17 protein-coding genes are annotated in these 22,061 nt (G+C 62.6%); 13 read left to right on the top strand and 4 right to left on the bottom strand.

What is annotated here, in order from left to right:
• Positions 1-2 precede the first annotated feature (2 nt).
• The 6 genes from G9U53_RS17135 (at position 3) to G9U53_RS17110 (ending at position 8,347) form a co-directional block, all read left to right on the top strand.
• Positions 3-473 carry a DUF350 domain-containing protein gene (locus tag G9U53_RS17135; protein WP_003939942.1) on the top strand — a complete coding sequence of 157 codons (471 nt, stop codon included), beginning with the start codon at positions 3-5 and terminating at the stop codon, positions 471-473.
• A complete protein-coding gene (locus G9U53_RS17130; RefSeq protein WP_064687753.1) occupies positions 473-2,047 on the top strand; it encodes a polyamine aminopropyltransferase in 1,575 nt (524 codons plus the stop codon). The genes G9U53_RS17135 and G9U53_RS17130 overlap by 1 nt, the downstream gene beginning before the upstream one ends.
• A 141-nt stretch (positions 2,048-2,188) precedes the next feature.
• Positions 2,189-3,751 carry an acetolactate synthase large subunit gene (locus G9U53_RS17125; protein ID WP_082931261.1) on the top strand — a complete coding sequence of 521 codons (1,563 nt, stop codon included), beginning with the start codon at positions 2,189-2,191 and terminating at the stop codon, positions 3,749-3,751.
• A gap of 49 nt (positions 3,752-3,800) precedes the next feature.
• On the top strand, positions 3,801-4,478 hold the full coding sequence (locus G9U53_RS17120; RefSeq protein WP_064443695.1) for a GAP family protein: 678 nt from the start codon (positions 3,801-3,803) through the stop codon (positions 4,476-4,478).
• 18 nt (positions 4,479-4,496) lie between these two features.
• Positions 4,497-6,389 carry an SEC-C domain-containing protein gene (locus G9U53_RS17115; protein WP_165638950.1) on the top strand — a complete coding sequence of 631 codons (1,893 nt, stop codon included), beginning with the start codon at positions 4,497-4,499 and terminating at the stop codon, positions 6,387-6,389.
• Between the two features lie 35 nt (positions 6,390-6,424).
• Positions 6,425-8,347, top strand: coding sequence for an SEC-C metal-binding domain-containing protein (locus tag G9U53_RS17110; RefSeq protein ID WP_256082579.1), 1,923 nt, complete (start codon positions 6,425-6,427; stop codon positions 8,345-8,347).
• A 36-nt stretch (positions 8,348-8,383) separates the two neighbouring features.
• Here G9U53_RS17110 and G9U53_RS17105 read toward each other — a convergent pair whose 3' ends face one another.
• Positions 8,384-9,814, bottom strand: a complete 1,431-nt coding sequence (locus G9U53_RS17105; protein ID WP_165638949.1) for a coniferyl aldehyde dehydrogenase — start codon at positions 9,812-9,814, stop codon at positions 8,384-8,386.
• 109 nt (positions 9,815-9,923) lie between these two features.
• Between G9U53_RS17105 and G9U53_RS17100 the strand changes: the two genes are divergently transcribed.
• From G9U53_RS17100 to G9U53_RS17080, 5 genes are all read left to right on the top strand, one after another.
• Positions 9,924-10,721 (top strand): enoyl-CoA hydratase, encoded by a 798-nt coding sequence (locus G9U53_RS17100; protein WP_165638948.1) that lies wholly within the window; start codon positions 9,924-9,926, stop codon positions 10,719-10,721.
• Positions 10,722-10,766: 45 nt separating this feature from the next.
• Positions 10,767-12,287 (top strand): acyl-CoA synthetase, encoded by a 1,521-nt coding sequence (locus G9U53_RS17095; protein ID WP_003940405.1) that lies wholly within the window; start codon positions 10,767-10,769, stop codon positions 12,285-12,287.
• A 120-nt stretch (positions 12,288-12,407) separates the two neighbouring features.
• Positions 12,408-13,574 (top strand): acyl-CoA dehydrogenase family protein, encoded by a 1,167-nt coding sequence (locus tag G9U53_RS17090; protein ID WP_007729538.1) that lies wholly within the window; start codon positions 12,408-12,410, stop codon positions 13,572-13,574.
• Positions 13,575-13,616: 42 nt separating this feature from the next.
• Complete coding sequence (gene fabG / locus G9U53_RS17085) at positions 13,617-14,357, top strand: 3-oxoacyl-ACP reductase FabG (RefSeq protein ID WP_058226592.1); 741 nt, start codon at positions 13,617-13,619, stop codon at positions 14,355-14,357.
• 72 nt (positions 14,358-14,429) lie between these two features.
• Positions 14,430-15,626 (top strand): CaiB/BaiF CoA-transferase family protein, encoded by a 1,197-nt coding sequence (locus G9U53_RS17080; RefSeq protein ID WP_007729534.1) that lies wholly within the window; start codon positions 14,430-14,432, stop codon positions 15,624-15,626.
• A 5-nt stretch (positions 15,627-15,631) separates the two neighbouring features.
• Here the strand turns inward: G9U53_RS17080 and G9U53_RS17075 are convergent, their stop codons facing one another.
• A complete protein-coding gene (locus G9U53_RS17075) occupies positions 15,632-16,852 on the bottom strand; it encodes an acetyl-CoA C-acetyltransferase (RefSeq protein WP_165638947.1) in 1,221 nt (406 codons plus the stop codon).
• A 310-nt stretch (positions 16,853-17,162) separates the two neighbouring features.
• Here G9U53_RS17075 and G9U53_RS17070 point away from each other — a divergent pair, with 310 nt between their 5' ends.
• The gene (locus G9U53_RS17070; RefSeq protein ID WP_007729528.1) at positions 17,163-18,353 is read left to right on the top strand and encodes an acyl-CoA dehydrogenase family protein; all 1,191 of its coding nucleotides are present in this window, start codon (positions 17,163-17,165) and stop codon (positions 18,351-18,353) included.
• A 50-nt stretch (positions 18,354-18,403) separates the two neighbouring features.
• Here the strand turns inward: G9U53_RS17070 and G9U53_RS17065 are convergent, their stop codons facing one another.
• Complete coding sequence (locus tag G9U53_RS17065; protein ID WP_165638946.1) at positions 18,404-20,074, bottom strand: chitobiase/beta-hexosaminidase C-terminal domain-containing protein; 1,671 nt, start codon at positions 20,072-20,074, stop codon at positions 18,404-18,406.
• Between the two features lie 182 nt (positions 20,075-20,256).
• On the opposite strand from G9U53_RS17065, the gene G9U53_RS17060 reads away from it, so the two are divergent.
• The gene (locus tag G9U53_RS17060; protein WP_165638945.1) at positions 20,257-21,147 is read left to right on the top strand and encodes a LysR family transcriptional regulator; all 891 of its coding nucleotides are present in this window, start codon (positions 20,257-20,259) and stop codon (positions 21,145-21,147) included.
• On the opposite strand, the gene G9U53_RS17055 is transcribed toward G9U53_RS17060, so the two are convergent.
• Positions 21,081-22,010: a LysR family transcriptional regulator gene (locus tag G9U53_RS17055; RefSeq protein WP_064114215.1), complete on the bottom strand. Its 930-nt coding sequence runs from the start codon at positions 22,008-22,010 to the stop codon at positions 21,081-21,083. The genes G9U53_RS17060 and G9U53_RS17055 overlap by 67 nt on opposite strands.
• Between the last annotated feature and the right edge of the window lie 51 nt (positions 22,011-22,061).

The raw sequence follows: 22,061 nt of genomic DNA, 5'->3' as shown, positions 1-22,061 counted from the left end.
GCGTGACGAACATCTTTGCATCCACTTCCGTCGAGATCGGGACGGTGGATCCGGCATTGCTCGTCGGGGGCGTTCTCGGCACCCTCGCCTACTTCGTCGTCGGTGCAGCGGTTCTGGCGACGGGATTCCTGGTCCTCGACCTCATGACACCCGGAAATCTCCGCCACCAGGTTTACGTCGACAAGAACCCGAACGCTGCGATTCTGTTGGCCTCCAATCATCTTGCGCTGGCGATCATCGTGGTGACGGCAATCCTGACCAGTTCGGACGGCTTTGCTCAGGGACTCGCCGACTCCGCGGTGTACGGACTGTTCGCGATCGTGTTGCAAGCGATCGCGCTGCGATTGATGAACGCATTCCTTCCCGGCAAGTTGGTTGCGCTGGTGCAGGATCCGAAGATGTGTGGCGCCGCGTGGGCTGTGGGTGTGAGCTTGCTGTCCATCGGTTTGGTGAACGCCGCAGCGCTCACCTGATGGTTGCCGCTGATCCCGATGTGACAGTTGACGAGCGTTCGACGATGCTCGGCCCGCGTGCACGCGTCCTTCTCCTTGCGGCTGTTGCGGCGTGCGCTGCGTGTGGCCTGATCTACGAGCTGGCCCTGTTGACACTCAGCGTGAGTCTGACCGGCGGCGGCATCACCCAGACGTCGTTGATCGTCGCGGGATTTGTTGCGGCTCTGGGTATCGGAGCGCTGGCCGCCAAACCTCTGCTGGGACACGCTGCCGTTTCGTTCGTGACGGTCGAGATACTGCTCGGGCTGATCGGCGGATTCAGTGCCGTCACGCTGTACGTGACCTTCACGTTCTTCGGTTCCAGCGCAGCAATTCTGGTGGCGGCGACCGCGCTGATCGGCATCCTCGTCGGTGCCGAAGTGCCTCTGCTGATGACGCTCCTGCAGTCCGGTCGCAGCGACAACGACGCACAGAGCACCGGAAAGGTACTGGCCAACCTCAATGCCGCCGACTACCTCGGCGCATTGATCGGTGGTCTGCTGTGGCCGTTCGTACTGTTGCCGTGGGCGGGAATGATTCGCGGTGCCGCACTCACCGGCATGATCAATCTCGTGGCTGCGGCAGTGGTCGCGCTGATACTCCTTCGGTGGCAGCTCAGCCTGCGCGCACGATCGATCGCCGTCGTCGCAATGCTGTTGGCAGCAAGTTTGATCGGATGGTTGCTGATCGCAGCGTCGGACATCGAGACCACGTCGAGGCAGCGGCTCTACACCGATCCCGTGGTGGCCGCCGAGCGATCGGTGTACCAGGAAATCGTCGTCACCGAGCGGGGGAACGACGTGCGCCTGTTCCTCGACGGAGACCTGCAGTTCTCCAGTGTCGACGAGCATCGGTACACGGAGTCGCTGGTGTATCCGGCCCTGGTGAACGACCCCCGGCGCGTGCTGATTCTGGGCGGCGGTGACGGCCTCGCTGCACGGGAAGTGCTGCGAATGAACAGCGTCGAGCAGATCGTTCAAGTGGAACTCGATCCGGCAGTCATCGAGTTGGCCAACACGCGTCTTCGTGATCTGAACGAGGGAGCGCTCGAGGATCCACGGGTGGACGTCGTACTCGACGACGCGTTTCGGTGGCTGCGAGAGCGTCCGGAACCGGGTTTCGATGCGGTGATCGTCGACCTCCCAGATCCCGACACCCCCGCACTTGGCCGCTTGTATTCGATGGAGTTCTACGGACTTGCCGCTGCCGCGATGAATCCGGGCGGGCTGATGGTCGTCCAATCCGGCAGCCCGTACTCGACGCCGGATGCGTACTGGCGAACGGTGTCGACGGTATCGGCTGTCGGACTGAGTGTCTCGCCCTACCACGTTTTCGTGCCGAGCTTCGGTGACTGGGGATATGTGCTCGCGCAAGCGGGATCCACTCCACCCGACCTTCGTCTGCCCGCTGATGTGCCGGAACTACGGTTCCTCGACGAGCCGACGCTGGCGTCGGCCTCGGTGTTTCCTCGCGATCGCCCGAGGCGGGAGTTGGAGCCCTCGACGCTCGACCGGCCACGCATCGTCGACGATATGCGCAAGGGCTACGAACGCTGAACTCCCGACCGAGTAGCTTGAATCGAGACTCTCGGCCACGACGGAGGTACGGATGACTGTTCGGATCGAGGAGCACGCACCGGGAGTTCGGTTGCTCACGATGAAGCGCAGGAAGCATTCGCAGCTTTTCATGAAGAAGAGGTGATCGAAATGAACGGTGCACAGTCGCTTATCCAAAGCCTGGTCGACTCGGGCGTCGAGGTGTGCTTCGGCAATCCAGGAACGTCCGAGATGCATTTTGTCGCCGCACTCGATTCCGTTCCGCAGATGCGGGCGGTACTCGGCTTGTTCGAGGGCGCCGTGACCGGTGCCGCGGACGGCTACGCACGGATCGCCGGAAAGCCTGCCGCGACGCTGCTCCATCTGGGCCCCGGTATGGCGAACGGACTGGCGAACCTTCACAACGCGCGCCGCGCCCACACACCGATCGTGAACATCGTCGGGGACCACGCGACCTACCACCACGGTTTCGACGCTCCTCTCGAATCGAACATCGATGCGCTGACCGAATGGTTGGAGGGGTGGAGTCGACGTTCCGAATCCACCGCGACCGTCGGTAGCGACGCGGCCGACGCCGTTGCCGCCTCGTTGAATCCGCCCGGACGCATTGCCACACTTGTCCTCCCTGCCGACGTCTCGTGGGGCGAAGGTGGAGTTCTTGCGGGTCCTCGGGACATACCGGGGCGGGCGGAAGTTTCTGCAACACAGATCGACTCGGTGGTGGGCGCGCTCAATGCCGAGGGTCGCGCCACGCTACTGCTGGGCGGCGCAGCCTGTTCCGAAGCTGGGCTGCGCGCCGCTTCCCGAATTGCGGTCGCGACCGGTGCCCAGATTCTGATCGAGACTTTTCCAGCCAGGCTTCAACGAGGTGCGGGGCTACCGTCATTCGAGCGCTTGGGATACTTCGCCGAGCACGCCACCGAACAACTTCGCGGAACAACTCAGCTGGTTCTGGCCGGAGCGGTTTCGCCGGTCTCGTTCTTTGCGTATCCCGGAAAACCGAGCGATCTGGCACCGGAGGGTGCTGCGGTGACAACGCTGGCAAGCGTCGGCGACGATGTTGCCGGTGCACTGGAGGCAGTGGCCGAACTCGTGGCACCGGGAGTCGAACCTGTTTTGCAGGAAGCGAATCGGCCGGCGCTGCCGAGCGGGCCTCTGGACGTTCGAAATTGGGCCGACGTGATCGGCGCCCTGCTGCCAGGCGACGCCATCATCTCCGACGAGGCGGCGACTTCCGGTTGGGCGATCCCGATTGCCCTTGCCGGAGCGCCGCGCCACGACGTGCTCACGCTCACCGGAGGTGCCATCGGCCAGGGCATCCCGGTGGCGACGGGCGCCGCTGTGGCAGCGCCGGAGCGACCGGTGATCAATCTCGAAGCCGACGGAAGCGCGATGTACACCATCACGGCGTTGTGGACGCAGGCGCGAGAGATGTTGAACGTCACGACGATTCTGCTCAACAATCGCGCGTACGCCATCCTGCGTGGCGAACTGCAACGAGTCGGCGCAGAAGGTGGCGGCGTCGTCGCACAGTCGATGCTGGATCTGTCATCTCCGAACATGGACTACGTCAAGATATCCGAGGGGTTGGGAGTGCCCGCGTCGCGGGCGAACACAGCGGAGGAGTTGGCCCAACAGTTTGCCGCAGCGCTGGCGGAACCCGGCCCGCATCTCATCGAGGTCATGCTGCCTCCGACGTCGTGATTTCGACCTCGAATCGATCGTCGATCGTGCATTCAACTGGAGGTTTTCGGTGCTAGCTGCGATCGGTCTGTCTCTTCCGATTGCCCTCGGCCTGCTTTTCGTCTCGATGCCCATGGCGGTGATCGTGCTCGTCATGATCACCGCTGGAGCACATCGAGGGGCGGCATCTTTTCTACTCGGGTGGGTCCTCGGAATCTCGGCAGTCGTCGCGGTGACCATCGTGATCGCGGACTATTCGTTTGCGGAGTCGGAGTCGTCGCGGACTTCCGTGTGGTCGAGCGTCGTACGAATCGTGTTGGGTCTGGTCCTGTTCGGCTTGGCATACAAGCAGTGGCGCGCGCGTCCGCGAAACGGGAGTGAGCCGACAGTTCCGAAGTGGATGAAGAGCGTCGACGGGTTGACTCCGCGGAAGGCGTTCGGGTTGGCGTTCTTGTCCGCGGCGGTCAATCCCAAGAATGCAGCGCTGGCGGTATCCGGTGCGGCCACTATCGCGGTCGCCACGAATGTCGTTGCCCAACAGATTGTTGCCGCGGTGATCTTCACGGTCATCGCGAGCGTCGGCATCGCGTTGCCGATCCTGGTGAAGGTGCTCTCCGGCAAGCGTGCCGACGAGATCCTCGCGTCCGCGAAGGCATGGATGACCGCCAACAACGCGGTGATGATGACGGTCATCCTGACGATCCTCGGTGCGACCGTGCTGGGCGAGGGGCTCAGTGGGCTGCAATAGGTCGCCTACCATTGGCGGGTGACTGATTTCGACGACGACGCTGCCGGTTCCATTGCCTCCGCTGCTTTGGCTGTTCTGCGCGAGCAAGGCCCGCTGAGTCTCGAAGAGTGGGCGACCCATCTCGAGGAGTACGGAACTGCGACCGAGTTGGCCGATGTACTCGAGTACCTGTCCGAACCGATGCTCGGGTACCTGCCCAACGGAAAGTACGTCGCTCTCGACACGGTCCTCGAAGGGCTCGTGTTCACTCACCGGCTCAGCGAAGTCGAAATTGCGTCGGACATCCTTGACGCGAGCCCCGACCTGGAACCGATCTTGGCATTCGGCGACGACGACGGGGCGATCCGGGTGGCCCTGGCGGAAGAAGCAGCCTCCGAACGCGGAGCTGCTCCCTTCCGGAGTCGACGAGTTGTGGTACTTCCGGCCGGAACCCTCGGCGAGTGCGCCGACGGTGATCTCGTCGGCTTGGCTGTCGAAGACGGAACACTTGCGTTTCGTCTGGTCGAGATCGAGGACGAACCCGATCTTGCTCCGGCGCTCGGCGAACTCTTCGAGGAGGACGGAGTCGAGGCCCTGGATTCTGTGTGCTGGCAACTCCTGATCGAGGATCCGTCACTCTTCACGGTTCCTGTTGCGCCGCTGGGTGAGATCTTCGAGGTGGCAGGTTACGAGCACGAGCGTGAGCTACTGGCTCGGCGGGGATTCGACTTCGACGCCTACGACCTGCAGATTCGGACAGCCTTGGTGGCCGGTACCTACGACCTGACCCACGACGAGGCAGTCTCTGCCGTTGCGTTTGTCGATCTGGCGGACCGCGGATACACCGACGCGGTCATCGCCGACTTCGATATCGCGGACTGGGCCTACCGTCATGTGAGCGCTGCTCCGGACTCTTTTGTCTCACTGGCAGATCCGGGTGCTGCAGTGGCCGTGTTCGATCTCGGATTTCGGAATCAGGACCCGGTGACCGACGCAATCCTCGAAGCGCTTGCCTCCGAACTGGCCGAGCGAGGGCCACGGTCGGTCAGGGCGGCGGCTCATTGGCTCGCCGGTAAGGCCGTCGATCGGCTGGGGCGCGTCCTCGAAGCGGAGGCGCACTACGAGAAAGCGCTCCTTGCCGAATCCGGTTGGGGTCCGGCCTTGTTCGAGCTGGCTCAGTTCGCGTCGGACCGCGGCGATGCGACCCGGGCGCTGTCACTGCTCGGGCGGATCGACGGCGGAACCGAAGAGAATCTCTACGCCGTACTGCAGGACTTCGTCCCAGCCGATCACCCGGAACTCGGGCGAAACGACAAGTGTTGGTGCGGTTCCGGCCGCAAATACAAGGTCTGCCACCTCGGAAAGGCCGATGAATCCGTCAAGGCGAACGGTCGGTGGCTGTACAAGAAGGCATGCCTGTTTGCGTTTGCCTCCGAATTCGTCGACATCGTGACCGGGCTCGACGATCTCGAAAACGAAAATCTCTCCGAGGACGAACTGATCGCGGCCACGATCTTCGACGGATCGGCACTGGACGTCGCTCTGTTCGAGGGTGGAATCTTTGCCGAATTCTTGGCCAGACGCAGCGAACTACTTCCGGAGGCGGAAGTTGTGACAGCCGCACAGTGGCTCGGAATCCGGAGGTCGGTGTACGAGGTGATCGAAACGTCCGACACCGGCGTCGTGCTGCTCGATCGTGGGTCCAAGGAGACCGTCACGGTTGCTCACTCGGTCGAAGGCAAGCCAGGTGATGTGATCAGTGCTCGGGTCCTGACGGCCCCCACTGGCGCGTTTGCGGTGGGTGTTGTGGTCATGGCAACGGAATCGCAGGCTGCGAGGGTGCTCGAGGTTCTCGCTTCCGAAGATCTCGAGGCCGAAGAACTGGTGCGCGAGTTGCGTGGAGGCGCCGATCACTCGACCGATGACCGGTGACGATGTATCGAGTCGACCCCGTTAAAGTTGGATAGGTGAACGAACCGATGGATGCCAATGACTTGATCGCCGAAGCCGCGATGGAGTTGTTGCGTGAGCACGGCCCGCAGACAGCGGCGGACTGGGGCACTCTGTTGGCTGACGCCGGCCACGGCACAGCCGAGGACATGACCGAATTCGTCGAGTACGTCGAGGACCCGTTGCTCGGATACTTGAGTGAGGAACGGTACGCCGCCCTCGACACATTGTTCGAGCATCGAGTGTTGACCCATCGGCTCACCGAAGCGGAAATCAGGTCCGGCGTTCTCGACGCGAACCCCGATCTGATGATGCTGCGGGTGTTCCTCGATCGTGACGACGACGAGATTCATGGCATCAGCGTCGTGCACCGCGGGATAGACGACGACCTGTTGGCTGATCGTGGGATCGAAGATCCGGAGTTCCCACACGACGAAGGCTTTCTACTCGACACCGACACCCTTGCCGAGTGCTCGGCAGGTGACTTGATCGGATTGTTCGTCGCTGACCGTGAGCTGACGCTCTGCACCATCCCCGAGGTACTGGATCCCGCACCCGGATTCGGCGAGCACCTGGCGACGGTCCTTGCCGACATCGGTGCTGACACCCTCGATGCCATTGTCTGGCAGTTGATGCTCGACGAGCCGTCGCTGTTCCGTCAGCCGACCGCCCCGCTGGGCGAGATGCTCGAGGCGTCAGGTTACGTCCGCGACGGTGACTACGTTGCGGTCGACGGATTCGATTTCGAGGCATACCACCTGGCGAACCGGGCCCGCATGCTCGAGGTCCGCGAGAATCTGCACCCCGAAGAAGCCGCGTCGGTGATCGCCTTCGTCGATGTGGTCATGGCCGCGAAAGCCGAAGGCGTCGAGGATGTCTCGGACTGGGCGCGCAAGCAGATCAAGGAGGATCCGCAGGCCTTCGCAGGCCTCGCCGAGCCGCCCGCGGCTGCGGCAGCGTTGGAGCTGTTGTCCGAACTCGACGATCATGATTCCGTATTGCATTCTGTTGCAACTGCTCTCGCCGAGAAAGGGTCGCGTCGTGTCAAGCCGGCAGCGCACTGGCTGGCGGGCAAGGCTTCGGATCGTCTCGGCAAGATCCTGGCCGCTGAGGCGTCGTACGAATCAGCGCACGATCTCGATCCCGACTGGACTCCCGCGATCTTCGATCTGGCGCTACTGGCCGCCGATCGAAGCGATGTGACGCGCGCGCTGGCTTTGCTGGGCCGAATCGAGGGGGGCGAGTCCGAGGTTCTGCACGAGGTTCTTCAGCGCTACGCCCCGGCCGAGCACCCCGAACTCGGACGAAATGACAAGTGCTGGTGCGGTTCCGGTCGAAAGTTCAAGGTTTGCCATCTCGGTAAGTCCGAGGTGACGTTCGACGACCGGGCCAGCTGGCTCTACGTCAAGGCTCAGTTGTTCTCGCGCACGCCGGAGTACTTCGACGCCGTGTTCGATCTCGCGCTCATCCGTGCCGAGCAGTTCAACAGCGAAGAAGCACTGACGCTGGCCGTCGAAGGTGGTTTGGCCGTCGACGCTGCCTTGTTCGATGCGGGTATCTTCGCGGCTTTTGTCGAGCGCCGCGGAGAACTGCTGCCTGCCGACGAACGCGAACTGGCCGATCAGTGGTTGTCGATTCCGCGCTCGGTGTACAAGGTCGCCTCGACGGAGCCGGGACAGTTGGTGACCCTCAGCGACGTCCGTAACGGGCATCTGGTGAAGGTCACGGACGAGTGGGGCTCGCTGAACCTCGAGCCAGGCACCCTCGTGTGTGCTCGTGTTCTTCCGGCCGGGTCCACGATGCGCACGTTCGGTGGCATCGAACCGCTTGCGGTAGAAGACAAGAAGGAGTTGATCCAACTGATCGAGTCCGAGGACACCGAGCCGGGTCAGCTGGTGGAGTTCCTCAGCCGCGGCCTTGCCGGTGCGCCTTTCCGGTAGCGCGAACTACCAAAAAGGCGCACGGGGCCGGAGGCCCTAGGGCGTTACCTGAGCCAACATCATCTGCTCGAAACCCTCACCGTACGGCGGGAGCATTCCCCATTCACCGCGTGGGTCATGCTGCGCTGCTTCGAATACCGTTCGGGCGTGACTGAACTCGAGGAAACCCTCGCGGCCGTGGTAGTGCCCGATACCCGAAGCCCCGACGCCGCCGAAGGGTGCGTCGCTCAGCCCGGGGTGAGACATCGCGTCGTTGATGGTGACGCCGCCCGAGACGGTGCGTTCGAGTACGGATTCCTTCTCGTCCAGATCGGTTCCGAAGTAGTACAGCGCCAACGGTTTCGGTCGTGAATTGATGTCGGCGACGACGTTGTCGAGTTGGTCGTACGGCAAGACGACGACGGCCGGCCCGAAGATCTCCTCCTTCATGATCTGCGCGTCGGTCGGAGGGTCGACCACGATTCGCAGTGGGCGACGACGAGTGTCTGCGGAGAGTTCTTCGTCGGGAACGGTGATGATTCGTGCCCCACGTTCTTCGGCGTCCGCGATGTACCCCTCGATGCGTGCGAGGTGACGATCGCTGACTATCGAGACCATGTCTTTGTTGTCGGCGATCGTGGGAAACAGTCCCGTGAACTGGTCGGTGAACGCGTCGATGAATGCTTCCGTGTTCTCGCGCGGAACGTAGATCAGATCGGGAGAGACACAGAGTTGACCGGCGTTGGTGGACTTCGCGATAGCCAAACGCGAAGCAGCAGAGCTGATATCGGCACTGCGGCTCAAGACGCTCGGTGACTTGCCGCCGAGTTCGAGGGTGACCGGCACCAGGTTCTTCGCAGCATTGGCCATGACCAGCTTTCCGACGGTCGTGCTGCCGGTGAAGACGAGGTGGTCGAAAGGCAGCGACGTCAGCCGATCAGCGACTTCCGGGCCGCCGGTCACCACCGCGACCTCCACGGGGTCGAGAGTTCGACGCGCCGCCTCGGCCAGGACGGCCGCAGTATTGGGCACGATCTCCGACGGTTTGAGAACGGCGCGATTTCCTGCTCCGAGGGCGCAGGCGAGCGGGCTCAGGAGAGTGAACAGGGGAGCATTCCAGGTTCCGATGATGCCGATCGAACCCTTCGGCTGGTACGACACGTACGCCGTGGCACCCAACTGGTCCTGCGTCGCTCCGGTAGCTCTCGGTGAGCGAATCATCCACTCTTCGAGCGAATCACGAACGTGCTTGAGTGAAACCATCGACCCGAGAACGTCATTCATCACCGAGTAGGCCGGGATTCGGCCGCCGAAGTCTTCGTTGATCGCCTCGGTCAGATCCTTGTGGTTTGCCACCAGGAGATCGACGACGCGTTGAATGCGCTCGCGTCGTGTCTGCGCGGACGGAAGACCAGCGGCTCGAGTTGCTTCCTGCTGAGCGCGCAGAATCTCTTCGAGATCAGTGGTGACGGCGGCATCGGTGCTCATGGGCACTCCTCGTAGTGGCGAAGTATTGACCGGACCGTATCGACGCGGTGCGAGTGGACGCCCTTTTCGTCTCGTTGACCGGGACGGATTCGATTGGTAGAGAGAACACATGTCGCAGACACAGGTAGAAGACACTGCAGTGAAGATTTCCGTCGAGGAATCGGTGGGACTCGGTTTCCTGACGCTCGATCGGCCGGCGCGGCGCAATCCGCTCTCGGCGGAGACCATGCGTGAGGTGACGGCTGCCCTTGTCGAATTGTCTGTAGACGAGCGCGTGCGGGTCGTGATCGTGCGCGCCGAAGGCCCGGTGTTCTCCGCCGGACACGATCTGACGGAGATGATCGGGAGAACCCTCGAGGACGAGCGGGCGATCTTCGACGGCTGTACCGAGATGATGGAGACCGTACAGCGGATTCCGCAGCCGGTGATTGCCGCAGTACAGGGCCCGGCTATCGCGGCGGGCTGCCAACTGGCCGCGTCGTGTGATCTGGTTGTTGCTGCGTCGAATGCTGTCTTCGGCACGCCGGGCGTCAAGATCGGACTGTTCTGCTCGACGCCCATGGTGGCGCTGAGCAGGGCAGTAGGGCGCAAGCGCTCGATGCAGATGTTGCTCACCGGGCAGACGATCGACGCCGACACCGCTGCGGACTGGGGTCTGGTGAACTTCGTCGTCGCGCCCGAAGACCTGGACCGAGAGGTGCGCGAACTGGCCGCCAAGATCACGACGGCCAGCCCCTTGACGGTGAGGATCGGTAAGCAGGCGTTCTATCGCCAGATCGATCTGCCGCAAGCGCAGGCGTACGAGGCGATGGCGGAAACTATGGCAACCAACGCCGTGACCTGCGACGCTCAGGAAGGTATGCAGGCCTTTGTGGACAAGCGAAAGCCCGAATGGCGCAATAAGTAACGATCGCTCTTCCGATTTAGTTGGACGTCCTATAACCTGAGGCGCATGAGCCTGGATCCACGCACCAACACTGTCGACGGAGTGCTTCGGCGCTCGGCAGCCAAGTACCCCGACCGTGTAGCCGTCGTATTCGAAGATCGCACTCGCACCTACCGCGAACTCGACGACGCGGTGACGCGGGTCGCCGCCTACTTGCTCGGTCTGGGGCTCGAACACGGCGACCGCGTCGCGGCATACGGAACCAACTCCGACGCCTATGCAATCGGATTTCTTGCCTGTGCACGAGCAGGTTTGGTGCATGTTCCGGTCAATTACGCACTGAAGGGGGAGGAACTCCGGTACCTCGTGGCGCAGTCAGGCGCCCGCGCGGTGTTGGTGGATCCGGCATTGGCGCCGACGCTCGACTCGGTACGCTCCGACCTCGATCTCGATCACGTGATCGCACTGCGGGACGCGGAACTGTCCGTCGTCACGATCGGTGAGGCAGGCGAGGTGCCGGTCTTCGAACCGCGTGCGACGTCGACCGATCTGGCGCAACTCCTGTACACCTCGGGCACCACCTCGAAGCCCAAGGGCGCCATGATGTCTCACGGTGCACTGGTTCACGAGTACGTGTCCTCGGTGATCGCGCTCGGCCTCGACAAGAACGACAACCCGCTGATCTGCATGCCGATGTACCACTCCGCGGGCATGCACGTCTTCATGCTGCCGTACCTGTCCGTCGGCGCGACGGTCAGTCTGATGCAGGCGCCGGACATCCCGGAAATCCTGCGCCGCGTCGAAGCCGAAAAGATCGGATCGCTGTTCCTGGCGCCGACCGTGTGGGTACCGCTGGCCAACCATCCGGACCTCGAGACCCGCGATCTGTCTTCGCTGAAGAAGGCGCAGTACGGCGCCTCGATCATGCCGGTCACCGTGCTCAATCGTCTGCGCGAGCGCTACCCGGACATCGGTTTCTACAACTGCTTCGGTCAGTCCGAAATCGGCCCACTGGCAACAGTTCTCCAGCCCAGCGAGCATGCTGATCGCCCGTCTTCCTGTGGTCGCGCGGTGTTCTTCGTCGAAACCCGCGTCGTCGACGCCGACGGAAACGATGTCGCCGACGGTGAGTCCGGCGAGGTTCTCTACCGCTCACCGCAGCTGTGCAACGGCTACTGGGAGAATCCGGAAGCCACCGCCGAGGCCTTCCGTGACGGCTGGTTCCATTCGGGCGATCTGGTCGTGCGGGACGAAGAAGGTTTCATCACGGTCGTCGACCGGATCAAGGACGTCATCAACACCGGCGGCATCCTGGTGGCGTCACGCGAGGTCGAAGATGCGGTCTACACGCACCCCGCCGTGGCAGAAGTTGCCGTGATCGGTACGCCCGACGAGAAGTGGATCGAGGCCGTCACCGCGATCGTCGTGCTAAAGGACGGCAACGACGAGTTGACGCCCGAGGCGTTGATTGCCCACGTCAAGGAGCGAATCGCTCCGTTCAAGGTGCCCAAGCATGTCCGTTTCGTGGCCGAGCTTCCGCGCAACCAGAGTGGCAAGCTACTGAAGCGGGAACTGCGCACCGTCTGAAGCTTGCTATAGGTTCTGCCTTACCTTCGGTTCGTTTTCAGGTCTTTGACTCCGATTGCCTCACGGTATTGACTTCGGGGGACGGCATGGACTTCGGAAACAGCAAGGTGAGTGGTGGGAATGCAGGTCGACGCAGATGACTTCGCAGATATCTTGGCGACTGCGCGGGAGTTCATCCGTAAGGAAGTAGTTCCGCGTGAGCAGGAGATTGCCGACACCGACGCCATTCCTGAGGACATACGCAAGAAGGCCGCAGCTATCGGGCTCTTCGGTTACGCGATCCCTCAGGAATGGGGTGGGCTCGGACTCGACCTCACCCAAGACGTCGAACTGGCAATGGAATTCGGCTACACGTCTCTGGCGCTGCGTTCGATGTTCGGTACCAACAACGGAATTGCCGGGCAGGTGCTGGTCGGCTTCGGTACCGACGAGCAGAAGGCTCAGTGGCTCGAGCGCATCGCCTCCGGTGATGTCGTGGCTTCCTTTGCTCTCACCGAACCGGGCGCGGGCTCCAACCCGGCCGGCCTTCGGACCAAGGCAGTGCTGGACGGATCCGACTGGGTGATCGACGGCAACAAGCGGTTCATCACCAATGCTCCACTGGCGCAGCTGTTCGTGGTGTTCGCGCGCACTCGCCCGGCGGATTCCGATGGTCCGGGAATTGCAGTGTTCCTGGTTCCGGCTGACACGCCAGGTGTCACGGTCGGTCCCAAGGACAAGAAGATGGGTCAGGAAGGTGCTTGGACCTCCGAGGTCACCTTCGACAACGTCCGGGTTCCCGAGTCGGCCCTCGTCGGTGGCGACCAGGACACCGGATACCGCGCAGCGATGACGTCTCTCGCGCGCGGACGAGTCCATATCGCGGCGCTCTCGGTGGGAGCAGCACAGCGAGCGCTCGACGAATCTGTCGCGTTCTCCGTGGTCACGGAACAGGGCGGCACCGCGATCGGCGACTTCCAGCTGGTTCAAGCGATGTTGGCAGACCAGCAAGCCGGTGTGATGGCAGGGCGCGCGATGGTGCGCGAGGTGGCCGCGCGGTACGTCAGCGGTGAGGATCGCCGTCTCGGGCCTTCGGCGGCAAAGCTTTTCTGCACCGAGATGGTGGGCAAGGTCGCAGATCTCGCCGTGCAGATCCACGGGGGCAACGGGTACATGCGCGGTGTTCCGGTCGAACGCATCTACCGTGAAGTTCGCCTGTTGCGCCTGTACGAGGGAACCAGCGAGATCCAGCGTCTGATTCTCGGTGGTGGGCTCGTGGCGCAAGCGAAAAAGCAAAACCAGCGCTGACACATTTTCCAGACGAGCTTTAACCTCACGAACGGAGTGGACATGGGATTGTTGGACGGCAAGGTTGCGGTAGTGACCGGCGGAGCCCAGGGCATCGGGCTCGAAATTGCGCGCACCTTCATCAAGGAAGGCGCGACCGTCGTTCTCGGCGACATCAACGAAACCGTGGGAACGGCTGCGGTCGCCGAACTCGGTGGAGAGTCGGTCGCCCGTTTCGCTTCCTGCGACGTGCGTGACTCCGGACAGGTCGAGGCCATGCTCGATCTGGCCGAAAGCGCTTTCGGTCCAGTCGATGTCATGGTCAACAACGCCGGCATGACGCGCGACGCCACGATGCGGAAGATGACCGAGCAGGACTTCGACGACGTGATCGCCGTTCACCTCAAGGGCGCCTGGAACGGAACACGCGCTGCCGCCGCCCGCATGCGCGGGCGTGAGACGGGCGCGATCGTGAACATCTCGTCGATCTCCGGCAAGGTGGGCATGCTCGGGCAGACCAACTACTCGGCCGCGAAGGCCGGGATCGTCGGTCTGACGAAGGCCGCGGCAAAAGAGGTCGCGTTCAAGAACGTTCGCGTCAACGCCGTTCAGCCCGGACTGGTCCGCACGGCGATGACCGAGGCGATGCCCGAACGGATCTGGAACGAGAAGCTTGCCGAGATTCCGATGGGGCGCGCAGCCGAGCCTTCGGAAGTTGCTTCGGTTGTGCTGTTCCTCGCGAGCGACCTCTCGAGCTACATGACCGGCACGGTTCTCGAGATCACCGGCGGCCGCCACATCTGATCCGTCCTGTTCGAGTGCAAGAATTCAGAGTGTGAGAATTCTGGGTGTAAAACTTCTGGGGTGACTACTGACATGGGACAGCCGAACTCGGATCTTCCGCTCGACGGAATCACCGTAGTTGCACTCGAACAGGCGGTGGCGGCACCGCTCGCCACCAGACATCTCGCGGACATGGGTGCGCGGGTGATCAAGATAGAACGCGTCGGCGAGGGTGACTTCGCGCGTCACTACGACCAGGCGGTTCACGGTCAGGCATCACACTTCGTGTGGCTCAACCGTTCCAAGGAATCGATCGCCGTCGATGTGAAGTCGGAAGCCGGCCGGCAGATCCTTCTCGATCTGGTCGCGCGAGCCGATGTGTTCCTGCAGAACCTGGCTCCCGACGCAGCCGCGAGACTGGGGTTCGGCGCGGAGGAACTGCGCGATAAATACCCACGGCTCATCGTGATCGACATGTCCGGCTACGGCAGTGCCGGCCCGCGGCGTGAGCGCAAGGCCTACGACATGTTGGTCCAAGCCGAGACCGGAATGATCTCCGTGACAGGCACACCGGAGACGGCCACCAAGACCGGCATCCCGGTCTCCGACATCGCGGCAGGAATGTACGCGCTGACTTCGATTCTGAGCGCCCTGTTCCGTAGAGAGCGAACGGGCAAGGGAGCGCTCGTCGAGGTCTCGATGTTCGATTCCACCGTCGAGTGGCTGGGCCATCCGATGTACATGAAAATGTATGCGGACAAGCAGATTCCACGTGTCGGTCTCGGCCATGCCGCGATCGTTCCCTACGATTCGTATCCCACGGCCGACGGCGAAATCCTGATCGGCGTCCAGAACGATCGTGGATGGCGAGCGCTGATGGTGGACGTGTTCGAGCGAGAGGATCTGGTCGATCATCCGCGTTACCGCACCAACATCGTGCGCGTCGAAAACCGTGGCGAGGTAGACGAATTGGTGGGCTCTCTGACGCGTCTGTACTCGACGACAGATCTGGATCAGCGTCTGGCCGCCGCTGGTGTTCCGGCCGCGGCACTCAACGACATGGCCGGTCTGCTGGAACATCCGCAGCTGGAGAAGCGTGCCAGATGGCGGTCCGTGGGCACCGAGAACGGTCCGATCGATGCCGTGCTGCCTCCGATGACGTATTCGGATGTCGAAATGCGCATGGGTGACGTTCCGGCACTCGGCCAGCAGACGGATTCTCTGCTGGCCGAGTTGGGACTTACGGGCGACCGGATCGCGGAACTTCGCCGCGACGGATCGATTGGTTAACGCTTCTAGCGTAGAAGGTTCTCGAACACCGCGGCAATCCCTTGTCCGCCACCGATACACATGGTCTCGATCCCGTACCGTGCCTGGCGCCGGTCGAGTTCGCGCAGCAGATTGGCGAGGATCCGCCCACCGGTAGCGCCGACAGGATGTCCGAGCGAGATTCCGGAACCGTTGACGTTGAAGCGTTCTTCGATGTCCTGCGCGCTCAATCCCCAGGCTTTGGCGCACGCGAGAACCTGGGCGGCGAAGGCCTCGTTGACTTCGATGAGGTCGATGTCGTCCAGCGACAGATCGACACGGGAGAGAGCCTTCGCCACGGCAGGCACCGGTCCGATGCCCATCCGGTTCGGCTCCACACCGGCCACACCCCAGCTGACCAGTTTCGCGAACGGCCGCAGGCCCAGCCGTTCGGCGTTGGCCGCAGTGGTGACGATGGCCGCGGCTCCGGCGTCGTTCTGGCCGCAGGCGTTTCCGGCGGTGACTGTTGCTTCGGGGTCGACGCGACCTCGAATGGGGCGCAGTGCAGCAAGATCGGACAGTTGTATCCCTCGGCGCGGATGCTCGTCTTGGGTGACGACTGTCTGCTCACCACGGCGTCCGGGCACCGAAACGGGAATGGTCTCGTCGTCGAAATACCCGCTGTCCTGGGCGTGAACGGCCCGTTCGTGCGATCGCACCGCGTATCGGTCCTGCTCGTCGCGGGTGATCGAGTACTCCCGGCGCAAGTTCTCGGCGGTCTCGATCATGCCGCCTTCCACCGGAAAGTTGACTCCGCCGGAGTTCGTGCGCGGTTTGGCCAATCGGTCGTGGAACTCGACGGAAGGGCGCATTGTGCCCCAACGCATGTCGGTGGAGTAGAACTCGGTTCCGCTCATGCTTTCGACGCCGCCGGCGATGACCAGATCACTCATTCCGGTCTGTACCTGCATCGCGGCGTAGATGATCGCCTGCAATCCCGAACCGCAACGGCGATCGAGTTGTATTCCGGGAACGGACACGTCCAGACCGGCGTCGAGTGCCGCGATTCGCCCGATGGCCGCGGCCTCTCCGTTGGCGTAACCCTGACCGAAGATGACGTCGTCGACATCGGTGGACGCAATGCCGGTTCGTTCGACGAGGCCACGCACAACAGTGCCGGCGAGAGTGGTGACGGGAACGTCCTTGAAGACTCCGCCGAATCCGCCCACCGGGGTGCGAACGGGTTCACAGATGACTGCGTCGTGCATGGAATGCGCCTGTCTCGAGGAGAGGTGGGGAATGCGTCGCGTGAACGGGCCGATCGAAGGGCCCGTCGCGACCTGGCCACTCGAATATCCAGCACGCGTGGCGCGGTTGTCAACAGCAGGAACGACCTGTTCGGACATAGTTTCCGCCATACGGTTCGTATGCGAAATCGACTTTGACACATATACCCTTCGGGGATTGAATGGATACAGCGTCTCTGCCGCACACACGTCGCGGCGGGATGAAAGTTCCTGGAGTCGAATCAATTTCGTCGACCGGGAGGGCACGAAGTACCGACTGACAGGTGGAACAGTGACTCGTTTGGCGCAGACGGCGGGATTGACCGAAACTCAGACCGATATCGTCGGGGCGGTACGCGAGTTCGTCGATCGTGTGGTCATCCCCGCGGCGCAGGAACTCGAACACTCGGATACGTACCCGACCGACATCGTCAAGCAGATGAAGGACATGGGTCTGTTCGGACTGACCATCGACCCCGAGTACGGGGGTATCGGCGAATCATTGCTCACCTACGCGCTGTGCGTCGAAGAATTGGCCCGTGGATGGATGAGCGTGTCCGGTGTCATCAACACGCATTTCATCGTGGCTCACATGATTTCGGCGCACGGGACGCCGGAACAGAAGGCGAAGTACCTGCCGCGTTTGGCTTCCGGGGAACTCACCGGTGCATTTTCCATGTCGGAGCCTGCCCTCGGTTCCGATGTTGCTGCCATATCGACCAAGGCGAAGCGGACGGACTCCGGCGATTACGTGATCACCGGCCAGAAGATGTGGCTGACCAACGGGGGTTCCTCGACCTTGGTGGCAGTCCTGGTCAAGACGGACGAGGGCGCGGAGAAGCCGCACAACAATCTGACGACGATATTGATCGAGAAACCCGCAGGTTTCGGCGAGGTACTCCCGGGCCTGACCATTCCGGGCAAGCTCGAGAAGATGGGGTACAAGGGAATCGACACCACGGAGATGATCTTCGACGGTTTCGAGATCGGAGCCGAGGAGGTTCTCGGTGGCACCCCTGGCTCGGGATTTCGGCACATGATGGACGGCGTCGAGGTCGGCCGGGTCAACGTCGCCGCGCGTGCCTGCGGAATTGCCCAGCGCGCTTTCGAACTGGCTGTCACCTACGCCAAGCAACGCGAGACTTTCGGCAAGCCGATCGCCGAGCATCAGGCCATCGCGTTCCGGATCGCCGAGATGGGCACCAAAGTCGAAGCGGCACATCTGATGATGGTCAACGCTGCCAGGCTCAAGGACTCGGGTGAGCGCAACGATGTCGCCGCGGGTATGGCGAAGTATCTGGCGAGTGAATTCTGCTCGGAGGTCACCCAGGACAGCTTCCGTATCCACGGCGGATACGGCTATTCCAAGGAATACGAGATCGAGCGGTTGATGCGTGAGGCGCCGTTCCTTCTGATCGGTGAAGGCACCAGCGACATCCAGAAGCAGATCATCAGCAAGGGCCTGCTTCGCACGTACAACTGAGCCGAGAAGCGGCACCGCGAATATGCGCGGTGCCGCTTTGTCGTGTCGGGTCAGCGGGTGAAGGCCAGGGTTGTCACCGGTGACCGGTTGCCGTATGCGTCAACGGCTTCGACGCGGGCTTCGTATGCGGTGCCCGCTGCGGCATCGGGAATCGGAATGTCGAGGCTGTTCGGCCGCGGCATGAAGTAGAAGTCCGAGAGCACCTTCGACGAGACCACCTTCGCTCCGGTGGCTGTGTCCGTGACCTCGACGGCGTAGTGGTGCACCATCTGATCGTCCTTGGCCTGCGCGATCCTCAGTGCGGTCGCACCGTTTTCGCCGGTCGTCACCGAGAGCGGAGTGCTCGAGGTGAACTCCGGCGCGTGCGTGTTCCGTGCGCCCGAGGTGTAGCGGAAGTTGTCCTTGATCTGCTGGTTGGTCGACCCGTCGAGTTCGACCGTCCACCCCGAACCGCTCAGCGTGCCCGCGCTCGAGTACGGCGGCTGCCAGTTGGCTGACCACGCGCCACCGGCGTAGATGTCGTGCTTGTCTGCCGCCATGTTGATTCGGTTGATTTCCGTGCGGTCCTGGTAGACCTCGACGAAGAGCGCTTGGGCAGTGGGTGATTCGAAACGGTTCGCGAGACCGGACTCGGTCACCATCTGGTAGCCGTGATCGATTTCGATGTACGACATCGAGCCGTCGTTGACCGACGTGAAGTCACGCTGATGGATCGACCGGTCGTCGTTGTTGTTCAGATGTGAGTGCCCGGAGAAGAAGATTGCCTGAGGGAAGGCACTCAGGTCTTCGGTCAATCGAGGGTTCGACGCCTGCTGCCCGTCCATGGCTGTGTTGCTTGCCGGCCGGTGTCCCTGGACCAGGATCGGCTTGGTCAGGTTCCCGGACTCCGCGGTGATTTCGGTCAGGCGGGACTTCAGCCAATTGCGTTGCGCTGAATCATTGTTGTAGGTTTCGGTGTTGACCGTGAAGAGATGGACACCATTGACGTCGGATTCGTAGTATCCGCCACCGGAATCCGGGAACCACTCCGCCGGATATCCGGCTCTGATCGCCGCGAGACTTGCATCGTGATTGCCGTTGGAGATCAGGAGTTGTGTGTCGTTCATGCCCTTTCGGGCGAGGTTTGCCTGGAAGATTTCTGCGACGATCTTGTGGTCGGGCCCCTTGCCGTCTCCGTTGTCGTTGATCATGTCCCCGTTGGAGAGGATGGCGTCGGGTTTCGGGAAGATGGAACCGATTGTGTCGAAGAAGCTTTCGTACTTCTTGTCGTTGTTCGCGTGATCGCCGACGTGGACGTCGGACATCACGACGACCTGAGCCAGCGGCTTTTCCGAGGTCTTGATCAGGTAGCCGAACGAGACGGCCGCGCTCGCGTGATCGCCGCGGAAAGCTGCGACAGTGACGTTGGTGTCCTGTGCGATGTGCAGCGGACGTCCCGGCGTGGCAGCTTGGCTGTCGGTGGTGGGTGTCGTTCCGTCCACGGTGTAGCGGACGGTGGCGCCGCGCTCGGCGGTGAAGGTCAGGTCGACGGGGTGCTCGTACCGTCCGCCGGGGACGCTGACGCCGGGCTCTGCGGGCGGCGTGTTGTTCTCGCCCGAAGAGCTGCCCCATTCGAAGGACGAACTGCCCCAGCCGGGTTCGGCGTGGGATTCGGCGGGGGCGATGCCGGGAACGGCGAGAGCCGCGGTCACGGCTGCTATCGCGATGGTCGTACGTCTCACGAGGATTCCTTGTCTTCGACGCGGTGGTTCAGACCTATCCGTAATTGGTCTGGACCAATTACGGTAGGTGGCGCCGGGTAGAAGAAGGTGTGTCCTGAATGTCCGATTAATGAAGCGTGTGTGAACACCCTGCAGTGCTTGGTACCGGTATACCTGTCTGCGTTTATGGCAAAGTCGATGGAGTGGACCTACGTCAGATCGAGTACTTCCTTGCCGTTGCCGGTGGTGAGTCCTTGTCGACGGCTGCGCAGAATCTGTCGGTCACCAAGCCGTCGCTGTCGCAGGGTATTCGTGGCCTCGAGCGTGAACTCGGAGTCGAACTGTTTCACCGCGTCGGTCGCGGTTTGGTGCTGACGGCAGCAGGTCGGGCGTTGGTAGGGCCGGCGAGGCAGATGACTCGCAGCAGCGCGGCCGCGTTCGACGTCGCGATCGGTACGGCCGACGAGCCTCGTGGCCGGCTCGACATCTGCTCCGCGGCACATGGTCTCGAAGGTCCGATCGCACGCATCGTGGCAGACTTTCGTGAGCGGTGGCCTGCTGTGACCGTTCGGGTCGGTGAGTTGCCGCAGGGTGCAACGTCTGAGCAGGTGTTGGCAGACGGCGCGTGCGAGGTGGTCTTCAGTTACTGGCCACCCGACATGTCGGCGCTGTCCACGAAAGTGTTGGGGGTGAACGAGTACTGGCTGGCAGTGCCGTCGGGGGTTCATCCTGACGTCTGGCCGAAAGGTGTGAAACCCGCTGCGGGAGAGCCGGTGTCATTGACGGCATTGCCCGATCTCCCCGTGGTGGGTGTGCTCAAACACTCGCGGGCTCGCCTTGCCATCGAGTCGTCTCTGCAGGCCGCCGGGGCCCGGACTCGGATGTCGACGGAGTTGGCGCAGCGGGAGACCGTCGGCGCGTTCGTCTTTGCTGGTTTGGGCATGGCATTCATGGAGCGTTCGTTGGCCGAGAGATCGGTCGCGTCCGGCGCGGAGATATTTCCGGTGGAGCCGCCGATCTCACTGAATTACGGCGTCGAGTTCGATCCGGAGACGCTCTCGCCGTTGGGCAGGCTGTTCGTGGAGGGCTTGTGACGTGGGGAGATGTTCTCGATGTACGCAGACCCGGCCGGTGAGAGCGGGCCGTCGCGGTAGACCAAGATCGTCTGCCGGGTGATCGGTGGGAAAAGCGAGCGAACCTCAGATGCCGGTGAGTCTTGTTCGGCGATCGATCTGGGCAGCAGCGCGGCGCCTACACCTTGCCCGACCATTTCCCGGACAGCAAGGCGATCTGGCACTTCCACGACGACGTCGGTGAGTTCCAGATCGTCGTCGATCGAGTGCCCGCGCCGAACTGCGGATGCCTCGACCACCATCGGCAGGCGCGCGACCACGGTGCGCGGAACCGGATCGGGGAGGTCTGTGGCCAGGCGAATGGGGATCGACAAGACCGTTTCCTGGGTGCTCACGGCAATTTCTCGAAGCCCGTCGGAGACTTCGGTACCCGGGTGGGTCTCGAGAAACCCGAGTTCACACGTACCTGCTCTGACGAGCGCGCGCACGTCCTGTGCGTTGGCGGAGGCGTTCGTGGAGAACCGAATTCCGGGTGCCGTCAGATGGAGGCGTCCGGCGACCTCTGCAACAGGGTCGATGGCGAGATCGGACTGAACTGCTATGGCGAGTTCCCCGGCGCGCAAAGCGGTTACCGCAGCCACCGCGGCCTCGGCCCGAGCAACGTCGGCGAGCAACGTACGGGCAGAATCGGCAACTGCCAGTCCGACCGTGGTGGGAGCCAGACCGCGAGTGGTGCGCTCGAAGAGTGTGGCTCCGAGAGCTCGTTCGAGGTTGCGCACGGCCTGCGAGAGGGACGGTTGCGAGATACGCAGGACGTCCGCGGCGGCAGTGACGCTGCCGTGATCGACGACCGCGACGAGATACTGCGCGCTGCGTATGTCCATGCCGGGTGCCTGCATCTGACGAATTCTCCCAGATGACGGAGCCTTGGCGGC

Origin of the sequence: Rhodococcus sp. D-46 (genome assembly GCF_011290655.1) — a bacterium.
In the GTDB taxonomy this organism is placed as follows: domain Bacteria; phylum Actinomycetota; class Actinomycetes; order Mycobacteriales; family Mycobacteriaceae; genus Rhodococcus_F; species Rhodococcus_F qingshengii.
This window is presented reverse-complemented; position numbering and strand designations above follow the sequence as displayed.